The sequence below is a fragment of the Polynucleobacter sp. AP-Kolm-20A-A1 genome (assembly GCF_018688315.1).
GTDB lineage: Bacteria > Pseudomonadota > Gammaproteobacteria > Burkholderiales > Burkholderiaceae > Polynucleobacter.
This window is the reverse complement of sequence record NZ_CP061315.1, coordinates 1,687,116-1,701,089: the sequence shown is the minus strand read 5'-3', so window position 1 is coordinate 1,701,089 and position 13,974 is coordinate 1,687,116. Positions and strand designations below refer to the sequence as shown.

Genomic DNA, 13,974 nt, shown 5'->3' with positions numbered 1-13,974 from the left:
AACTTCGGGAAAAAGCCCAGTACATAGCGAAAAGGGAATAAAAAATGGCCTTGGATGACAAAAGAAAATCAGCCTCCTCAGAATTTGAGGGAATGAGCGGAGACAAGCAAAAAGCATTAACAGCAGCACTGGCACAAATCGAGAAGCAGTTTGGTAAGGGCTCAATCATGAGATTGGGCGATGCTGAAATTAGCCAAGATATTCAGGTGGTATCTAGCGGTTCCCTGGGATTGGATATTGCACTTGGAGTTGGTGGCCTTGCACGTGGTCGCGTGATTGAAATCTACGGCCCAGAATCTTCCGGTAAGACAACTTTGACATTGCATGCAATTGCAGAAATGCAAAAGCTTGGCGGTACTTGCGCATTTATCGACGCTGAGCACGCATTGGATGTGCAGTACGCATCACGTCTTGGTGTTGACGTAAATAATTTATTGATTTCACAGCCTGACACTGGTGAGCAGGCTTTAGAAATCGCTGATGCATTAGTTCGTTCAGGCTCGATTGACTTGATCGTGATCGACTCAGTTGCTGCCTTGGTTCCAAAGGCGGAGATTGAGGGCGATATGGGTGATTCCTTACCTGGCTTGCAAGCTCGTTTGATGAGTCAAGCCTTACGTAAGTTGACTGGCGCGATTAAGCGTACAAATACGACTGTGATCTTCATTAACCAAATTCGTATGAAGATTGGTGTGATGTTTGGATCTCCAGAAACTACTACTGGCGGTAATGCACTCAAGTTCTATGCTTCTATGCGTTTAGATATCCGCCGTATTGGCAGCATCAAAAAAGGCGATGAGGTTGTTGGCAATGAAACTCGTGTGAAGGTTGTGAAGAACAAAGTTTCTCCTCCATTCCGCGAAGCCATTTTTGACATCATGTACGGCGCTGGAATTTCTAGAGAAGGTGAAATCATTGATATGGGTGTTGAGGCTGACCTTGTTGAGAAATCAGGCTCTTGGTATAGCTATAACGGCGATCGCATTGGTCAGGGCAAAGACAATGTTCGTGAGTTCTTAAAAGAGAATCCAGCTATCGCTCAAGATATCGAGAAAAAGATTCGTGAGAAGCTTGGGGTGAAAGCGGGCTCAGCAGTGGTTACTGATGTGCTGAGCGAGGAAGAGGAAGTCGAATAATTCGATGTCTGAGCAAAGTAGTAAAAAGCCTAAACAAAGCCCGAGTCTCAAAGCTCGGGCTTTGCGCCTTTTGTCCCTGCGTGAATATAGTCGTAAGGGTTTGGCTGCAAAGTTGGCGGAGTCAGAAGCAAGATGGGGTAAGTTGGGCGGGGAGCAGGCTGAGCAGACTCCAGCATTAAGAGACTCTCAGATCGAGGCCGTTTTGGACGACTTTGAGGCCCGCGGCTGGCTTTCAGATGAGCGCTTTGCCGAGGCTTTGGTCCGTCGACGCAGCGAGCGCTATGGCATGAGAAAGATTGCCGATGAGCTTGAAAGGGCTGGCGTGGATTCCAAGCAATCGGCTAAGTTGCTTGTGGCTTTAAAAGAGACTGAGTTTCAGAGGGCTTATGAGCTGTGGACCAGGAAATACGGGGAGCGCGCCCAGGACCAGAAGGAGCGAGCGAGGCAATATCGATTCTTGGCCTCCAAGGGCTTTGGCTCAGAAGTGGTGGCCAAGATCATTGGCGGTCAGAGGCCTGATTAGGGCAATTACGGATCGGTAAGGGCCATTTGCGGCGTTGCAGCATGATAGACTTATGGAGTCGGTCAAGCCGTTCGCATTTATTCAAATTTGGCGTTTTTAGCCATTTCCAGAGTAAGTATGAGATTTGTGGCGACATCGGTTTTACTAATCCTCATCGCTTGCTAAAAAAGATACCGTTTCGGAGTAATTATGAAAATTCACGAGTACCAAGGCAAAGAACTTCTTCGCCAATTTAATGTGCCTGTTCCAAACGGCATTCCTGCATTCAGTGTTGATGAGGCAGTTAAAGCTGCTGAAAAACTCGGTGGCCCAGTATGGGTTGTCAAAGCACAGATTCATGCTGGTGGACGCGGTAAAGGCGGTGGTGTGAAGTTGGCTAGAAGCATGGACGAAGTGAAAAAATACGCTTCAGAAATCTTGGGTATGCAACTCAAGACACATCAAACTGGACCAGAAGGTCAAAAAGTAAATCGCCTCTTAATCGAAGACGGCGCTGACATTAAAAAAGAGTATTACTTCAGTATCGTTACAGACCGCGGAACACAGAAGAATGTGATCATGGCTTCTAGCGAAGGCGGCATGGATATTGAGGAAGTTGCCGAATCTCATCCAGAAAAAATTATTAAAGTATTTGTTGATCCAATGGTTGGTTTAACAGATGCTGACTGCGACATTGTTGCTAAAGGCATTGGCGTTCCAGAGGCGTCTATTCCGATGGCTCGCGATGTATTCAAAAACCTCTACAAGACTTACTGGGATACCGATGCTTCATTGGTTGAAATCAACCCATTGATTCTTGAGGGTAACGGCAAGATCAAGGCATTGGACGCAAAGTTCAACTTTGATCCAAACGCATTGTTCCGTCATCCAGAAATCGTTGCTTACCGCGATATCGACGAAGAAGATGCTGCAGAAATCGAAGCGTCTAAATTTGACCTTGCTTACATCTCATTAGATGGCAATATCGGCTGTTTAGTAAACGGCGCAGGCCTGGCAATGGCAACAATGGATACCATTAAGTTGTTCGGCGGTGAGCCAGCAAACTTCTTGGACGTTGGTGGTGGTGCTACAGCAGAAAAAGTAACTGAAGCATTCAAGATCATGTTGAAGAACAAGAGTGTTGAGGCGATTTTGGTTAACATCTTCGGCGGCATTATGCGTTGTGACGTGATCGCTGACGGTGTAGTTACTGCATGTAAAGCAGTAAACCTCACAGTACCTTTGGTTGTGCGTATGAAGGGCACAAACGAAGAGTTGGGCAAGAAGATTCTTGCAGACTCTGGTTTGCCAATTATTAGCGCCGATTCAATGGCTGAAGCTGCTACCAAGGTAGTTGCTGCTGTTGCCAAAAACAAATAATCCAGGAATTTCAATATGTCTATTTTGATCAATAAAAACACCAAAGTCATTACACAAGGTATTACTGGTAAGACCGGTCAGTTCCATACTGAAAAATGTCAGGAATACGCAAACGGCAAAAACTGTTTTGTTGCCGGTGTAAATCCTAAAAAAGCTGGTGAATCCATTTTTAATATTCCAATTTACGGAACTGTTAAAGAGGCTGCCCAGCAAACTGGTGCAACCACCTCTGTAATCTATGTTCCGCCTCCAGGTGCAGCTGCTGCGATTTGGGAAGCGGTTGAAGCTGACCTCGACTTTGTTATCTGTATTACTGAAGGCATTCCAGTACGTGACATGCTTGAAGTGCGTAATAAGATGCATGCAAAAGAAGCTGCTGGTGGTAAGAAAACTTTGTTGCTTGGCCCTAACTGCCCAGGCATTATTACTCCTGACGAAATCAAGATTGGCATCATGCCTGGCCACATTCATAAGAAAGGCCGTATTGGTGTGGTTAGCCGTTCCGGTACATTGACTTATGAGGCGGTTGGTCAGTTAACATCTATTGGCCTAGGTCAATCCACAGCGGTTGGTATTGGTGGCGACCCAATTAACGGTTTGAAACACATCGACATCATGAGAATGTTCAATGAAGATCCAGACACTGATGCTGTGATCATGATTGGCGAAATCGGTGGTCCAGATGAGGCTGAAGCTGCTCGCTGGTGCAAAGACAACATGAAGAAGCCGGTAGTTGGCTTTATTGCTGGCGTAACTGCGCCTCCAGGCAAACGTATGGGCCATGCTGGCGCATTGATTTCTGGTGGTGCCGATACTGCTGATGCCAAGTTAGCTGTGATGGAAGAGTGTGGCTTCAAAGTCACAAAGAACCCATCAGAAATGGCTGCTTTGTTGAAAGCCATGTTGTAATTAGTAATGAGAAAAAGGGTGCTGATAAAACAGCACCCTTTTTTTGTAGTGTTTGGTATTGAAAAAAAGCAGTTAAAACATAAAAAAACGTAGGGAGACATCATGGATTTATCAGTATTTTCAGGGCCAGCATTCTGGGCTGCTCTTTTATCAATTATTGTTGCGAATATTTTGCTATCTGGCGATAACGCTGTAGTTATTGCATTGGCGTCACGTAATTTGCCGCCAGTTCAACAAAAGAAAGCCATTTTTTGGGGTAGCGCTGCAGCGATTATTTTGCGTGTGGTCTTAACCATTACTGCTGTTCAGTTGCTGACATTGCCGTATCTCAAAATCATTGGAGCAATTTTGCTTCTTTATATTGGCGTACAGCTATTGGCTGATAGTGGTGAAGAAGAAGATATGCATGCACACCCAAATATTTGGGGCGCAATCCGCACAATCTTGGTTGCTGACTTGGTGATGAGTTTGGATAACGTTTTGGCTGTGGCTGCTGCCGCTCAAAAGGGTCCAGAAGAAACCCGCTTGGTATTACTCATCATTGGCTTGGGTTTATCTATTCCCTTGATTATTTTTGGTAGCGCTTTGCTCTTAAAGGTAATGGATCGCTTCCCGATCATCATCACTTTAGGTGCTGGCCTATTGGGCTTGCTGGCTGGTGGAATGCTGGTAGAAGATCCAGCAATTAAAGAGTCTATGCAAGCAGCTTTTGAAGATGCTCATATGATTTTTGAAGGAATCGGGGTTGCGATTGTGCTTTTAGTTGGCACTTATCTCAAAAAGAAGCAGAAGCATAAAGAAGCGGCGTAATTACTCCGCATCAAATCAGAAAAGCCGGCCTTTAAAGCCGGCTTTTTTACTTCTAGCTTCCTTGTGATTTAAGGGCATAGACTGGAAGATGAGGTATTTCACCTCGGGAGCGAAACTACATGCAAAACATAAATCAAGAACACCTAAAGCAAGATCATGGGAAGAATGAAGAGGCGGGTTTTACGCTGATTGAAGTCATGGTTGTAGTGGCCATCATTGGAATTTTGGTGGCGGTAGCTGTTCCGCAGTACCAGGATTACATTGCACGCAGTCGTGTTGTAGAGGGGATGAATTTATCCTCAAGCGCAAAGCTAGCCGTGACAGAGGCATTTGCTAGTCGTGGCACTGTACCGATGGATGAGGCAACCCACGGGGCATTTACCTTCACGCCAACTCGCAGTGTGAAGTTAATTGAAATCACACCATCAGGAGCAATTGCAATTGACTATCAGGTAGCCGTTGCGCCTGAGGGAAAGAATACTTTGCATCTAGTGCCAACAAATGAGCCCGATGCAAATTCACCGAAACCAATTGATTTATCTAAGCCAGAGGGTTCGACTTGGGCAGGCGGATGGTCATGTAGATCCACAGAGACAAATTTAATCTCACAATTGCTGCCTTCAGAATGCAGGATTGGAAAATAAAAAAATCATAATTAAAGCTATAGCGAATAAGCCGTCATTAGATGGCTTATTTTTTTACATTCCAATTAGATTCTTCCCATATTTTTTAGATGCTAGATATAAAGCATGTTTAGTGAATGAAGACCTGCAAATTTTGATCTATGGCTCTAAGTAAGGCGAGCACATTCTTGTGCTGCATAGAGGGGGGGTGCTTTTGATCAAGCCCTCAATTCAGAGGGCTTCTCAACCTAGCCTTTTCAGGGGTCTGGGTATTTATAATCATTATTTATTACATAAAGACTATATTTTAGATAAGCAATTCTTATTGCCGACCATGTTAAATCCGCATTCTCAATTACACCTTAAATATCGACCAGATATTGATGGCCTTCGTGGTCTTGCTATCTTATTTGTTGTTATCTACCACGTATTTCCAGAATTCTTGAATGGCGGATTTATTGGGGTCGATATTTTTTTTGTAATTTCTGGTTACCTTATTACATCAATTATTACTTCGAATTTAAATCAGCATACATTTAGCTTCATAGATTTTTACTGTAGAAGGGTTGCAAGAATTTTCCCTTCCCTTATTGTCGTGCTGGCATTCGCGTATGTTTGTGGGTGGCTGGAATATGGTACTGCAGAGTTTTCGCAGCTTGGAAAACATATTGCAGCAGGAGCCTGCTTTATTTCCAACTTAGTTTTGTGGCAAGAAGTTAGCTATTTTGATAATTCTGCCGAGACGAAAGCGTTATTGCACCTTTGGTCGCTGGCTGTTGAAGAGCAGTTCTATCTATTTTCCCCACTCATTTTTTGGATTTTTAGAAAATGGAATATTTCATTTTCTAAAATTATTCTGATTGCCATCACCTTATCTTTTGCGGTAAATATTTACTTTTCTACAGAAAATTTATCCACCGATTTTTATTCCCCTATTTCTAGAGTGTGGGAAATTTTAATTGGTTCTTTATTGAGTCAAATCACTAGCCTTTTTACTGGTAAAAAATGGCTAAAGCTTAAGGAGTTGCTTTCGTGGATGGGAGTATTTTTACTTCTCATGGGCCTCGCTCTAATTAGTGCAAATAAGCAGTTTCCAGGTTGGTGGGCTTCAATTCCTGTTATTGGTGCAGCCTGTCTGATTGCATCCGAAAAGTCATGGGTGAATTGCGCAATACTATCCAATCGCTTGCTTGTGTGGGTTGGCCTTATCAGTTACCCACTTTATTTGTGGCACTGGCCAGTCCTTACCTTTTGGCGAATGAGTCACATTCAGGAGCCATCTGCATCGACCTATATTTTTCTAATAATAGGCTCGGTAATTTTGGCTTGGGCCACCTATGCCTATATCGAAAAACCCCTCAAGCATGCCCCTTTAAAATCAAGGGCCACATTCTTGGTTTTAGTAATGGGTTTGATTGGTTTTGCGGGTCTTAATGTATTTGACCGTGAAGGCTATCCTTTTAGGAATGTTGCCCAAGATAAGTTTAATTTTCAATCAGATTCTGCTTATTGTCAGTCCAATTGCAAGGATTTACCTCTAGAAAAGGTCAATAGAAAGCCAATTATTTACCTCTGGGGGGACTCGCATGCTGGCCATCTTTATGCGGGACTAAAGGCGCAGTCTGAATTGCGTGGATTTCATCTATATGACGCCAGCTTGTCAGCATGTCCGCCATTGCTTTTATTTGAGCCTAGAGGAGAGAGATCAGAAGCGCTGGCGGAAAATAAAATCTGCATTAACCACAATAAAACTATTCTCGAATCGATTAAAAGAAATCATCCAGAGATGGTCATATTGGCTGCCAATTGGACTCAATATGACGGAATAAATCAATTTAATAAATTAACCGATATGAATATTCGGAGTACTGTAGATGTCCTTAGAGAGGCTAGCGTCAAAAATATAACCTTGATTGGAAATTTTCCAGTATTTGATGTCTATCAACCTAGATTAGCCTCTATATTATTTTCCGAGGGTAAAGAGGTCAGAACATTTAAAAGATTTAATTTTTTGTCCAGGGAGGCAGACCTCAGAATGATGAATATTTCTTCTCAACTAGGAATTAATTTTGTCTCGCCTATTGGGGTTCTATGCAATTCCGAAGGGTGTCTACTTTCTACCTCAACTAATCTTCTTAGTCCGATTGGAATTGATACTTCTCACTTATCTAAAGAGGGCTCGCTGTATTTTGTAGATGCCGCAGTAAAAGATGGAATACTAAATTTTCCTGTTAAGCATTAAAGTTTATTGTTTGATTGTTAGGCTAAGTTACTTAAGGTGGTATTTTCCCAACAAAATCAGTTATTTAAGTGTTTATTGAGGGGGGGTAACCATTTAGCTGACATGCCCTCATTAAGGTAAATATAATCAATCAAGCTGCACTTAATAAAAAAGGATTAAATAAATGAAAAAGCGATTATTAGCATCTGTTGTAGTTAGTCTTTTGGCAGGAACCGCATCTGCTCAGAGCGTATTTCAAGGTTTTTATGGTCAGTTATCTACCGGCTATGAAAATAACACGATTGCCAATAGCAGCCCGACTATTACTGGTCAGATCTCGGCTACCGGGCAAGGCACTGGCACTTCGAGCAACGGTAATGTCCCATTGATCGCTGGTCTTGGGTATACCTTTTCACTGACCCCTCAATACACTCTTGGCCTTGGCGCAGATTATTCATTTTTAAATCAAAATACCTCTAATATCTCGACCAACTGGACTGGCGGTGCTTCAGGTAATTCCGGCAATTACAACTATCAAATCTCTAATCGTGCAAATATTTACGTAACCCCAGGTTATGTATTAAATAAAGATGCGTTGGTGTATTTAAAAGCTGGTTATTCCATGGAGAATCTTCAAGCTAAAGTCAGCGGCGGTGGTTCTAACAGCAACACTGCTACTGCAAGCGGCTATATCGTTGGCCTAGGCTACAAGCAGATGATTACTAGCGGAATTTATGGTTTTGCTGAAGGTAACTACATGAGTTACAGCAAGCCGCAAATGACTAGTTCTATTGCTGCTGGCACTAATGTTAACTTCAACCCTGGAGCCCCGAGCGCTTACCAAATATTGGTTGGTGTGGGTTACAAGTTCTAATTGAAGTTTTAATGCTTTATAAAAAAACCACCTTCGGGTGGTTTTTTTATTATCTTGGTTTAGGTGTTGATTAGCTCTCCGCTTTCCACTCTCCTGATTTCCCACCACTCTTCTCAAGTAGCTTCACGTCACCCATGACCATGCCGCGGTCCACTGCTTTGCACATATCGTAGATTGTGAGGGGGGTAATGATTAATGGCTGACTTTATTGCGAGCATCACGGCGAAGAAGACTTCATTAGAGCAAGAATCTAGCAAGAATTCAAGGCTCTTGGGAGGTTAGCTGAATCCGAAACGGGATGGGGTAGAGATAGCTTTCAGATTTCAATGTAAATACAAGGATGTATGGAATGCTAGGCTATTTCTTAAAATGTATGCACTGCAATATTGATAGAAGTGCTATATTCATCAGCAAATATTTATTCTATTTTTAATAAGCGAATTACCCCCCCCATGATGACAAAATTACTCACTCTCTTAGCGACACTTTTCTTAAGCTCAAATGCTCTGGCATTAATGGATTACGAGGGGCGAGTTTATGCTACCGACTGTCAAAATGGCTGGGGAGTCATGTTCAGAAGTGATAATAACGGCAAGACTATAAGGTACCTTGCAGGTAAAGGTGCAAAGCCTGACATGCTGCGCTATCAAGACACATCTTCAAAAACAAAGGTAGCGGACGATATTTGGCAATACACGTTTATGCAGTCAAATGGGGATTCAGACATTTGGTATTGGTATACCGGCGGAAAACAGGCGAGGCTAATACAGCGTTCTAGGGATGGTCAAACTCTAGTTTCAAACGGCAAATCAGTCGAAGGGGATACCCCTACCTTAACCGTTTGCACCGTTTCAACTCCCGTATATGGCATTGTTGATGCTTATGTTGGCAATATGGAGAAAGGTATTCCATTTGAGACCGCTCAAATGGCCAGCACAAAACCAAATTGGAAAAGAATTGTTTATGACGGGGTGCCAGAACTATTCTTCAATCAAAATTTTACAAAGCCATCTGGTGGTGGCTACCTTGTTGAAACAATGACAAACTACAAAGGCCTTCTCGAACTCAACCCTAATGCACGGGCTTCATTAATTCAAGAAAGTGTTGTCAATTGCACAAATCAAACAATACAGATATATACAAACTATTCGTATAAGAAGTATTACGGGAATGGACCCGCCGAACAACTACCTGGTGGTGGCTTAGTCACAATGGCGCAGGCCAATGACCAAGCTAAAGCAATTATTAGAAACTTCTGTAGATAGATTTCAGTAAAAATGAATTTCTTATGCAGTGGCTTCAGAAATGAAGCCAGGGGAAATACCAGCTTTTTGCCCTGGAGATTGTTTGGCGAGTATTTAATGCAATTCAAAAATATGTTGAATTTAATTAAGGAGTAAGCCCTTTTATTCCAGCGGCATTGCAAGATCTTCTTGCTAGGTCTGCAGTCTGTCTATAGACGCTAGGATTATTTTCGCATAAGGCTCCATTAAGGCTGAATAAAACATCAAACAAGCGCCTCCATAATCCTTTGTCTTCTCAGCGTCTTTAAGTGATTTATTTGCCATTTTAATTTTTTCAATAAATACTTGCTCGCTAGTTTGGGCTTGTGCGGTAGGCAGTGAAATCAATGCCAGCATGAAAGCAAGTAATTTAATCATTTTGCTATCATCTCCATAATTAAAAAGCCGCAACCCACTACAAGAAGAAAAATGCCAACAAAAAATAGCTCCTTGAAAAGCTCATAAGCGATATAAAGAACTATTGCTATACCAACAAACCACCCAATGAGCCCAAAAATACTGGTTACCATTCCTCCGAGAAGTGACCATCCCCACATAATTTACACCCCCCAATTTTGTTTATTTTTATATGTTTAGATATATTGCCATATTCTTTTCATTAGGCTTAATTAGCTTTGGGGCTAATGCAGTGCTTGAGGATGATGCCTATAGCTTATATAGCACTAGTAAAAACCAAGTAAATGAAGTCACCATTAGGTGGGTAAGTGTTAGGGATATTCAAAAATCTTGTGAGACTGAGAGTAAAAGAAGGGGGAATAATGGCTTTTCGTACCCCCTGGATGCTTGTTCATTTTGGGATGATGCAAAAGACTGGTCAGGAAAAATTAAAAGAACCTGTCAAATTTTCACCACCAAAAAGACTAATAACGATACCGTTGGACATGAAGTTCGACATTGCTTTCAGGGTGAATACCACTAGCCCAGCATCACAGAAATTGTTGTTTACTTCCCTGCTTTCCACTCACCACTCTTACCGCCACTCTTCTCTAAGAGTTTCACATCACCCATCACCATGCCTCGATCTACTGCTTTGCACATATCGTAGATAGTGAGAAGGGCAACTTGGACTGCGGTGAGGGCTTCCATTTCAACACCGGTTGGCCCGGTGGTTTCTGCTTTAACTTGGCAAGTGACGCTGCTATCTTTGGGATTGAGATTAAATTCCAGGCCAACATGAGTCAGGGCCAATGGATGACATAGAGGAATAAGATCGGATGTTTTCTTGGATGCCTGAATGCCGGCAATACGCGCGATACCCAAGACATCCCCCTTTTTATGGGTTCCTGCCTCAACCATTTTGAAGGTTTCGGGTAGCATCGAAATTGTGCCCGTAGCAACAGCTACTCTATGAGTATTGGGCTTATCGCCGACATTTACCATGTGGGCTTGGCCGCTGGCATCAAAATGGGTTAGTTTGTTCATGGGATTAGTTTTACCATATAGGAATGCAAGACATAAAGTCAGTTAAAAAACCCTCTTTTTCGCAGCGCCTATTGGCTGCGCAGCTGATATTAGCCCTGGGCTGTGCGGGTATTACTCCTGCTTTTGCAGCTGCAGCCACTGGCGATGTCACAGTTGATGGGAACTCTGCCGCGATTCAAAATATTGGCCGGGTAATGCAATCGCCCGATGCTCGATCATCTAAGTTGCCCACACGCAATACTCTCCAGACTCAGCCGAATATTATCTTGCCTGATATGGGTGATCCAGGGGGCGACACTCTCAGTAGAGTGGATGAGCGCAAGTATGGCGAGATGATCATGCGCCAGATAAGGCCTGATCCAGATTATTCCAATGACTTGCCACTATATGACTATCTTAATCAAATGGAGCGTCGTTTATTGCAGGCTGCTAAAAAATTACAGCTAGGCGGCGCCAATGAGCAAGGTAGCGGCGCTTACAACTTTGAAGTATTCGCTGTTAAAGATACCAGTATCAATGCGTTTGCATTGCCAGGTGGTTTTATAGGTTTTCATACTGGACTGATTGTTAGCGCAGAGTCGGATTCCGAAGTGGCTTCAGTCATGGGGCATGAAACGGGTCACGTCTTGCAAAGGCACTTGGCGCGCCAAATGGATAAACAAGCTACCAACACAATGATTGCTCTTGCGGGCATGGTGCTTGGTGCTTTAGCTATGTCACGTAATCCATCTGCTGGTGCAGGCCTCATGCAAGGTGGTCAGGCAGCAGCGATTAATAATCAGCTCTCCTACTCAAGAGATGCAGAGCGAGAAGCAGATCGCATAGGATTCCAGATTTTGGATGCCAGTGGCTATGATGTAAACGGCGCTCCAGGATTTTTTCAGCGTCTTCAAAAAATCACCGGCATTATGGATAAAGGCGTACCGGCCTATGTCCGTACCCATCCATTAACGACTGATCGTATTGCAGATATGCAAGATAGGGTGCGCACTGTTGCCTCGCGTAATGTGCCAACTTCTGTTGAGTTTTATTTTATTAAGGCTAGGGCGCGCATGGAGCAATCCGGCACATCAAGTGGTATGTACGACTTAAAAAATACCTTTGAGAGCTTAAGTAAGCAAGCGCCCATTGGTAAGCAGATGGAAGGTTTTTATGGCCTCGCTCTCATTGCGCAGCGTCAGGGGAAAATAGATCAAGCAGAAACCTACTTACAGCAAGCTCGCAATTTAGCCCAGCCTGCTAGCGCCCCAGGTTCGCCTATTCAAAGGCAGAGCCTCTCGCTTGATATCACTTCTTCCGAATTGGCTTTAGCTAAAGGTAAGGGTGAGGAGGCCTTGCAGATTGCTCAGGCAACTTTAAGAGCCTTTCCACAGTCTTATGCTGCAGGTGCTGCCATGATTAACGCCGATCTCAGATTGGGTCGCACCAATGACGCAATTACATGGCTTAAGGCGCGCACCAGATCTCAGCCAAATGAAATTGTGTGGTGGAGCTTGCTCTCGCAGTCCTATGACCAGGCAAAAAATATCCCCATGCGGCATTACGCACTTGGAGAAAAATATGCTCTTGAGGGAGCTTGGCCTTCAGCAATTGAGCAACTTAAGATCGCGCGCTCGGCTGGCGGCGCTGATTACTATCAAGGATCTAGCATTGACGCCCGTCTTCGCGAAATGCAAAGGCAATATCAGGATGAGCTCAAGGAGCAGGGCAAGCAAATGCCGGGCTAAGCCTGGCTATTTGGATTGGGTGTAGCTACAAAGTGGAATTGAGTGGCGAGCTCACCTGAATGTATTGGGTCTAGAGGTAGTTGTTTTCCCTGCCAGTTCCATGAGCCACCAAAACTACAGGCTTCCTCGCGCAAACTCGCCAACTCAGAGAAATGGTCTAAGTCGTGGTCATGCAGCAGGGCAACAGTCAGATTTTTTTGCTGGGTAAACGAGTGGTTTTGAGGATCTTGATATGTCGCCTGCTTTACCAGACCAACAATATAAATATTGCCGTTTTCATCACTTAAAGCGCCGCTTGGTTCAATGCTACTGTGACATTGCGTCATCAGCTGTAGACCATCGTTAGAGGGAGTAATTCTGGCGATCCAAGGTGTTGCATCTAGAGTCACAAAAACTCTTTGCGGACCATTTTGGAAGAAATACCGTCCCATGGAGTCGCGCGAATAATTTCTGGAGATATATTCTTTGAATGCCACATGCTCTATGACTTGGCCTGGTAACTTATTTGTTTGCGCAAACTCATCGCGCATCCGCCATTGACCGCGACGATCTAAAGCAAGCCAACCAAAACAATCAGGCACATTTGGCCACTTTGCTAGTGACCGCAGTACTTGTTCATCCATATCTGTAGTTAATGCAGGCCGTGTGGCGTGGAAGGGGCGTCAAATGTATCTTCGGTTGAGCGACTGGCGTGAAGATGGGCAATTCTCCATCCTTGACTGTCCTGTAGAAGAACGAGCGTAATGTTGAGAAAAAACTCAGCTTCAATTTGATCTGCTCTAAGGTGTACTGCCTCAGTTGTGTCATATACGGCTGCGCCCAAAACAGAGTGACTGATACAAGCAATGGGTTCTAGGAATAAAGGTTGTTTGGCTAAGAGTCTTTCCAAGCCTTCACGAATTTCTGCGTGCCCACTTAAGCGATGTCCCTCTGGAAGAACGCAAGTGATTGAATCATCATCAAGCCAAATATCCAGGGCACTCTTTACATCACGATGACGTAAGGCCTCGCGCCAAGCCTCTACAACATCATCAGCATTGTGAAAGAGTCTGGCAAGTTTTGGCAT

At 43.7% G+C, this 13,974-nt stretch carries 14 protein-coding genes and 1 pseudogene; 10 read left to right on the top strand and 5 right to left on the bottom strand.

Annotated features, from left to right (window positions below; genetic code table 11):
• The first annotated feature begins 92 nt into the window (after window positions 1-92).
• From recA to C2745_RS08425, 8 genes are all read left to right on the top strand, one after another.
• Window positions 93-1,136, top strand: a complete 1,044-nt coding sequence (recA, locus tag C2745_RS08460) for a recombinase RecA (protein WP_251368319.1) — start codon at window positions 93-95, stop codon at window positions 1,134-1,136.
• Window positions 1,137-1,140: 4 nt separating this feature from the next.
• Window positions 1,141-1,659, top strand: coding sequence for a recombination regulator RecX (recX, locus tag C2745_RS08455; RefSeq protein WP_215384161.1), 519 nt, complete (start codon window positions 1,141-1,143; stop codon window positions 1,657-1,659).
• Between the two features lie 189 nt (window positions 1,660-1,848).
• Window positions 1,849-3,018: an ADP-forming succinate--CoA ligase subunit beta gene (gene sucC / locus C2745_RS08450; RefSeq protein WP_011903667.1), complete on the top strand. Its 1,170-nt coding sequence runs from the start codon at window positions 1,849-1,851 to the stop codon at window positions 3,016-3,018.
• Window positions 3,019-3,033: 15 nt separating this feature from the next.
• A complete protein-coding gene (gene sucD / locus C2745_RS08445) occupies window positions 3,034-3,927 on the top strand; it encodes a succinate--CoA ligase subunit alpha (RefSeq protein ID WP_215384160.1) in 894 nt (297 codons plus the stop codon).
• A 102-nt stretch (window positions 3,928-4,029) separates the two neighbouring features.
• Window positions 4,030-4,737, top strand: coding sequence for a TerC family protein (locus tag C2745_RS08440; protein WP_215384159.1), 708 nt, complete (start codon window positions 4,030-4,032; stop codon window positions 4,735-4,737).
• A 119-nt stretch (window positions 4,738-4,856) separates the two neighbouring features.
• Complete coding sequence (locus C2745_RS08435) at window positions 4,857-5,381, top strand: pilin (RefSeq protein WP_215384158.1); 525 nt, start codon at window positions 4,857-4,859, stop codon at window positions 5,379-5,381.
• Window positions 5,382-5,574: 193 nt separating this feature from the next.
• Window positions 5,575-7,602, top strand: coding sequence for an acyltransferase family protein (locus tag C2745_RS08430; protein WP_215384157.1), 2,028 nt, complete (start codon window positions 5,575-5,577; stop codon window positions 7,600-7,602).
• Between the two features lie 163 nt (window positions 7,603-7,765).
• Window positions 7,766-8,455 carry an outer membrane protein gene (locus C2745_RS08425; protein ID WP_215384156.1) on the top strand — a complete coding sequence of 230 codons (690 nt, stop codon included), beginning with the start codon at window positions 7,766-7,768 and terminating at the stop codon, window positions 8,453-8,455.
• A 70-nt stretch (window positions 8,456-8,525) separates the two neighbouring features.
• Here the strand turns inward: C2745_RS08425 and C2745_RS08420 are convergent.
• A pseudogene (locus C2745_RS08420) lies at window positions 8,526-8,636 on the bottom strand (cyclic pyranopterin monophosphate synthase MoaC); the annotation flags it as partial.
• Between the two features lie 274 nt (window positions 8,637-8,910).
• On the opposite strand from C2745_RS08420, the gene C2745_RS08415 reads away from it, so the two are divergent.
• Entirely contained in the window at window positions 8,911-9,720 is an 810-nt protein-coding gene (locus tag C2745_RS08415; protein ID WP_215384155.1) for a hypothetical protein, read from the top strand.
• 171 nt (window positions 9,721-9,891) lie between these two features.
• Here the strand turns inward: C2745_RS08415 and C2745_RS08410 are convergent, their stop codons facing one another.
• Together C2745_RS08410 and moaC are read right to left on the bottom strand one after the other, a co-directional pair.
• The gene (locus C2745_RS08410) at window positions 9,892-10,116 is read right to left on the bottom strand and encodes a hypothetical protein (RefSeq protein WP_215384154.1); all 225 of its coding nucleotides are present in this window, start codon (window positions 10,114-10,116) and stop codon (window positions 9,892-9,894) included.
• Between the two features lie 585 nt (window positions 10,117-10,701).
• Complete coding sequence (gene moaC / locus C2745_RS08405; RefSeq protein WP_215384153.1) at window positions 10,702-11,181, bottom strand: cyclic pyranopterin monophosphate synthase MoaC; 480 nt, start codon at window positions 11,179-11,181, stop codon at window positions 10,702-10,704.
• Window positions 11,182-11,204: 23 nt separating this feature from the next.
• Here moaC and C2745_RS08400 point away from each other — a divergent pair, with 23 nt between their 5' ends.
• Window positions 11,205-12,908, top strand: coding sequence for a M48 family metalloprotease (locus tag C2745_RS08400; protein WP_215384152.1), 1,704 nt, complete (start codon window positions 11,205-11,207; stop codon window positions 12,906-12,908).
• Here the strand turns inward: C2745_RS08400 and C2745_RS08395 are convergent.
• Together C2745_RS08395 and C2745_RS08390 are read right to left on the bottom strand one after the other, a co-directional pair.
• Window positions 12,905-13,531: a DUF2946 family protein gene (locus tag C2745_RS08395; RefSeq protein ID WP_215384151.1), complete on the bottom strand. Its 627-nt coding sequence runs from the start codon at window positions 13,529-13,531 to the stop codon at window positions 12,905-12,907. The genes C2745_RS08400 and C2745_RS08395 overlap by 4 nt on opposite strands.
• Window positions 13,532-13,539: 8 nt before the next feature.
• The gene (locus C2745_RS08390; protein WP_215384150.1) at window positions 13,540-13,974 is read right to left on the bottom strand and encodes a nuclear transport factor 2 family protein; all 435 of its coding nucleotides are present in this window, start codon (window positions 13,972-13,974) and stop codon (window positions 13,540-13,542) included.

What these genes read in the sequence shown, in the direction of transcription:
- recA (WP_251368319.1), top strand. Translation starts at nt 93, where the DNA reads ATGAGCGGAGACAAGCAAAAAGCATTAACAGCAGCACTGGCACAAATC.
- recX (WP_215384161.1), top strand. Translation starts at nt 1,141, where the DNA reads ATGTCTGAGCAAAGTAGTAAAAAGCCTAAACAAAGCCCGAGTCTCAAA.
- sucC (WP_011903667.1), top strand. Translation starts at nt 1,849, where the DNA reads ATGAAAATTCACGAGTACCAAGGCAAAGAACTTCTTCGCCAATTTAAT.
- sucD (WP_215384160.1), top strand. Translation starts at nt 3,034, where the DNA reads ATGTCTATTTTGATCAATAAAAACACCAAAGTCATTACACAAGGTATT.
- C2745_RS08440 (WP_215384159.1), top strand. Translation starts at nt 4,030, where the DNA reads ATGGATTTATCAGTATTTTCAGGGCCAGCATTCTGGGCTGCTCTTTTA.
- C2745_RS08435 (WP_215384158.1), top strand. Translation starts at nt 4,857, where the DNA reads ATGCAAAACATAAATCAAGAACACCTAAAGCAAGATCATGGGAAGAAT.
- C2745_RS08425 (WP_215384156.1), top strand. Translation starts at nt 7,766, where the DNA reads ATGAAAAAGCGATTATTAGCATCTGTTGTAGTTAGTCTTTTGGCAGGA.
- C2745_RS08415 (WP_215384155.1), top strand. Translation starts at nt 8,911, where the DNA reads ATGACAAAATTACTCACTCTCTTAGCGACACTTTTCTTAAGCTCAAAT.
- C2745_RS08410 (WP_215384154.1), bottom strand. Translation starts at nt 10,116, where the DNA reads ATGATTAAATTACTTGCTTTCATGCTGGCATTGATTTCACTGCCTACC.
- moaC (WP_215384153.1), bottom strand. Translation starts at nt 11,181, where the DNA reads ATGAACAAACTAACCCATTTTGATGCCAGCGGCCAAGCCCACATGGTA.
- C2745_RS08400 (WP_215384152.1), top strand. Translation starts at nt 11,205, where the DNA reads ATGCAAGACATAAAGTCAGTTAAAAAACCCTCTTTTTCGCAGCGCCTA.
- C2745_RS08395 (WP_215384151.1), bottom strand. Translation starts at nt 13,531, where the DNA reads ATGGATGAACAAGTACTGCGGTCACTAGCAAAGTGGCCAAATGTGCCT.
- C2745_RS08390 (WP_215384150.1), bottom strand. Translation starts at nt 13,974, where the DNA reads ATGCCAAAACTTGCCAGACTCTTTCACAATGCTGATGATGTTGTAGAG.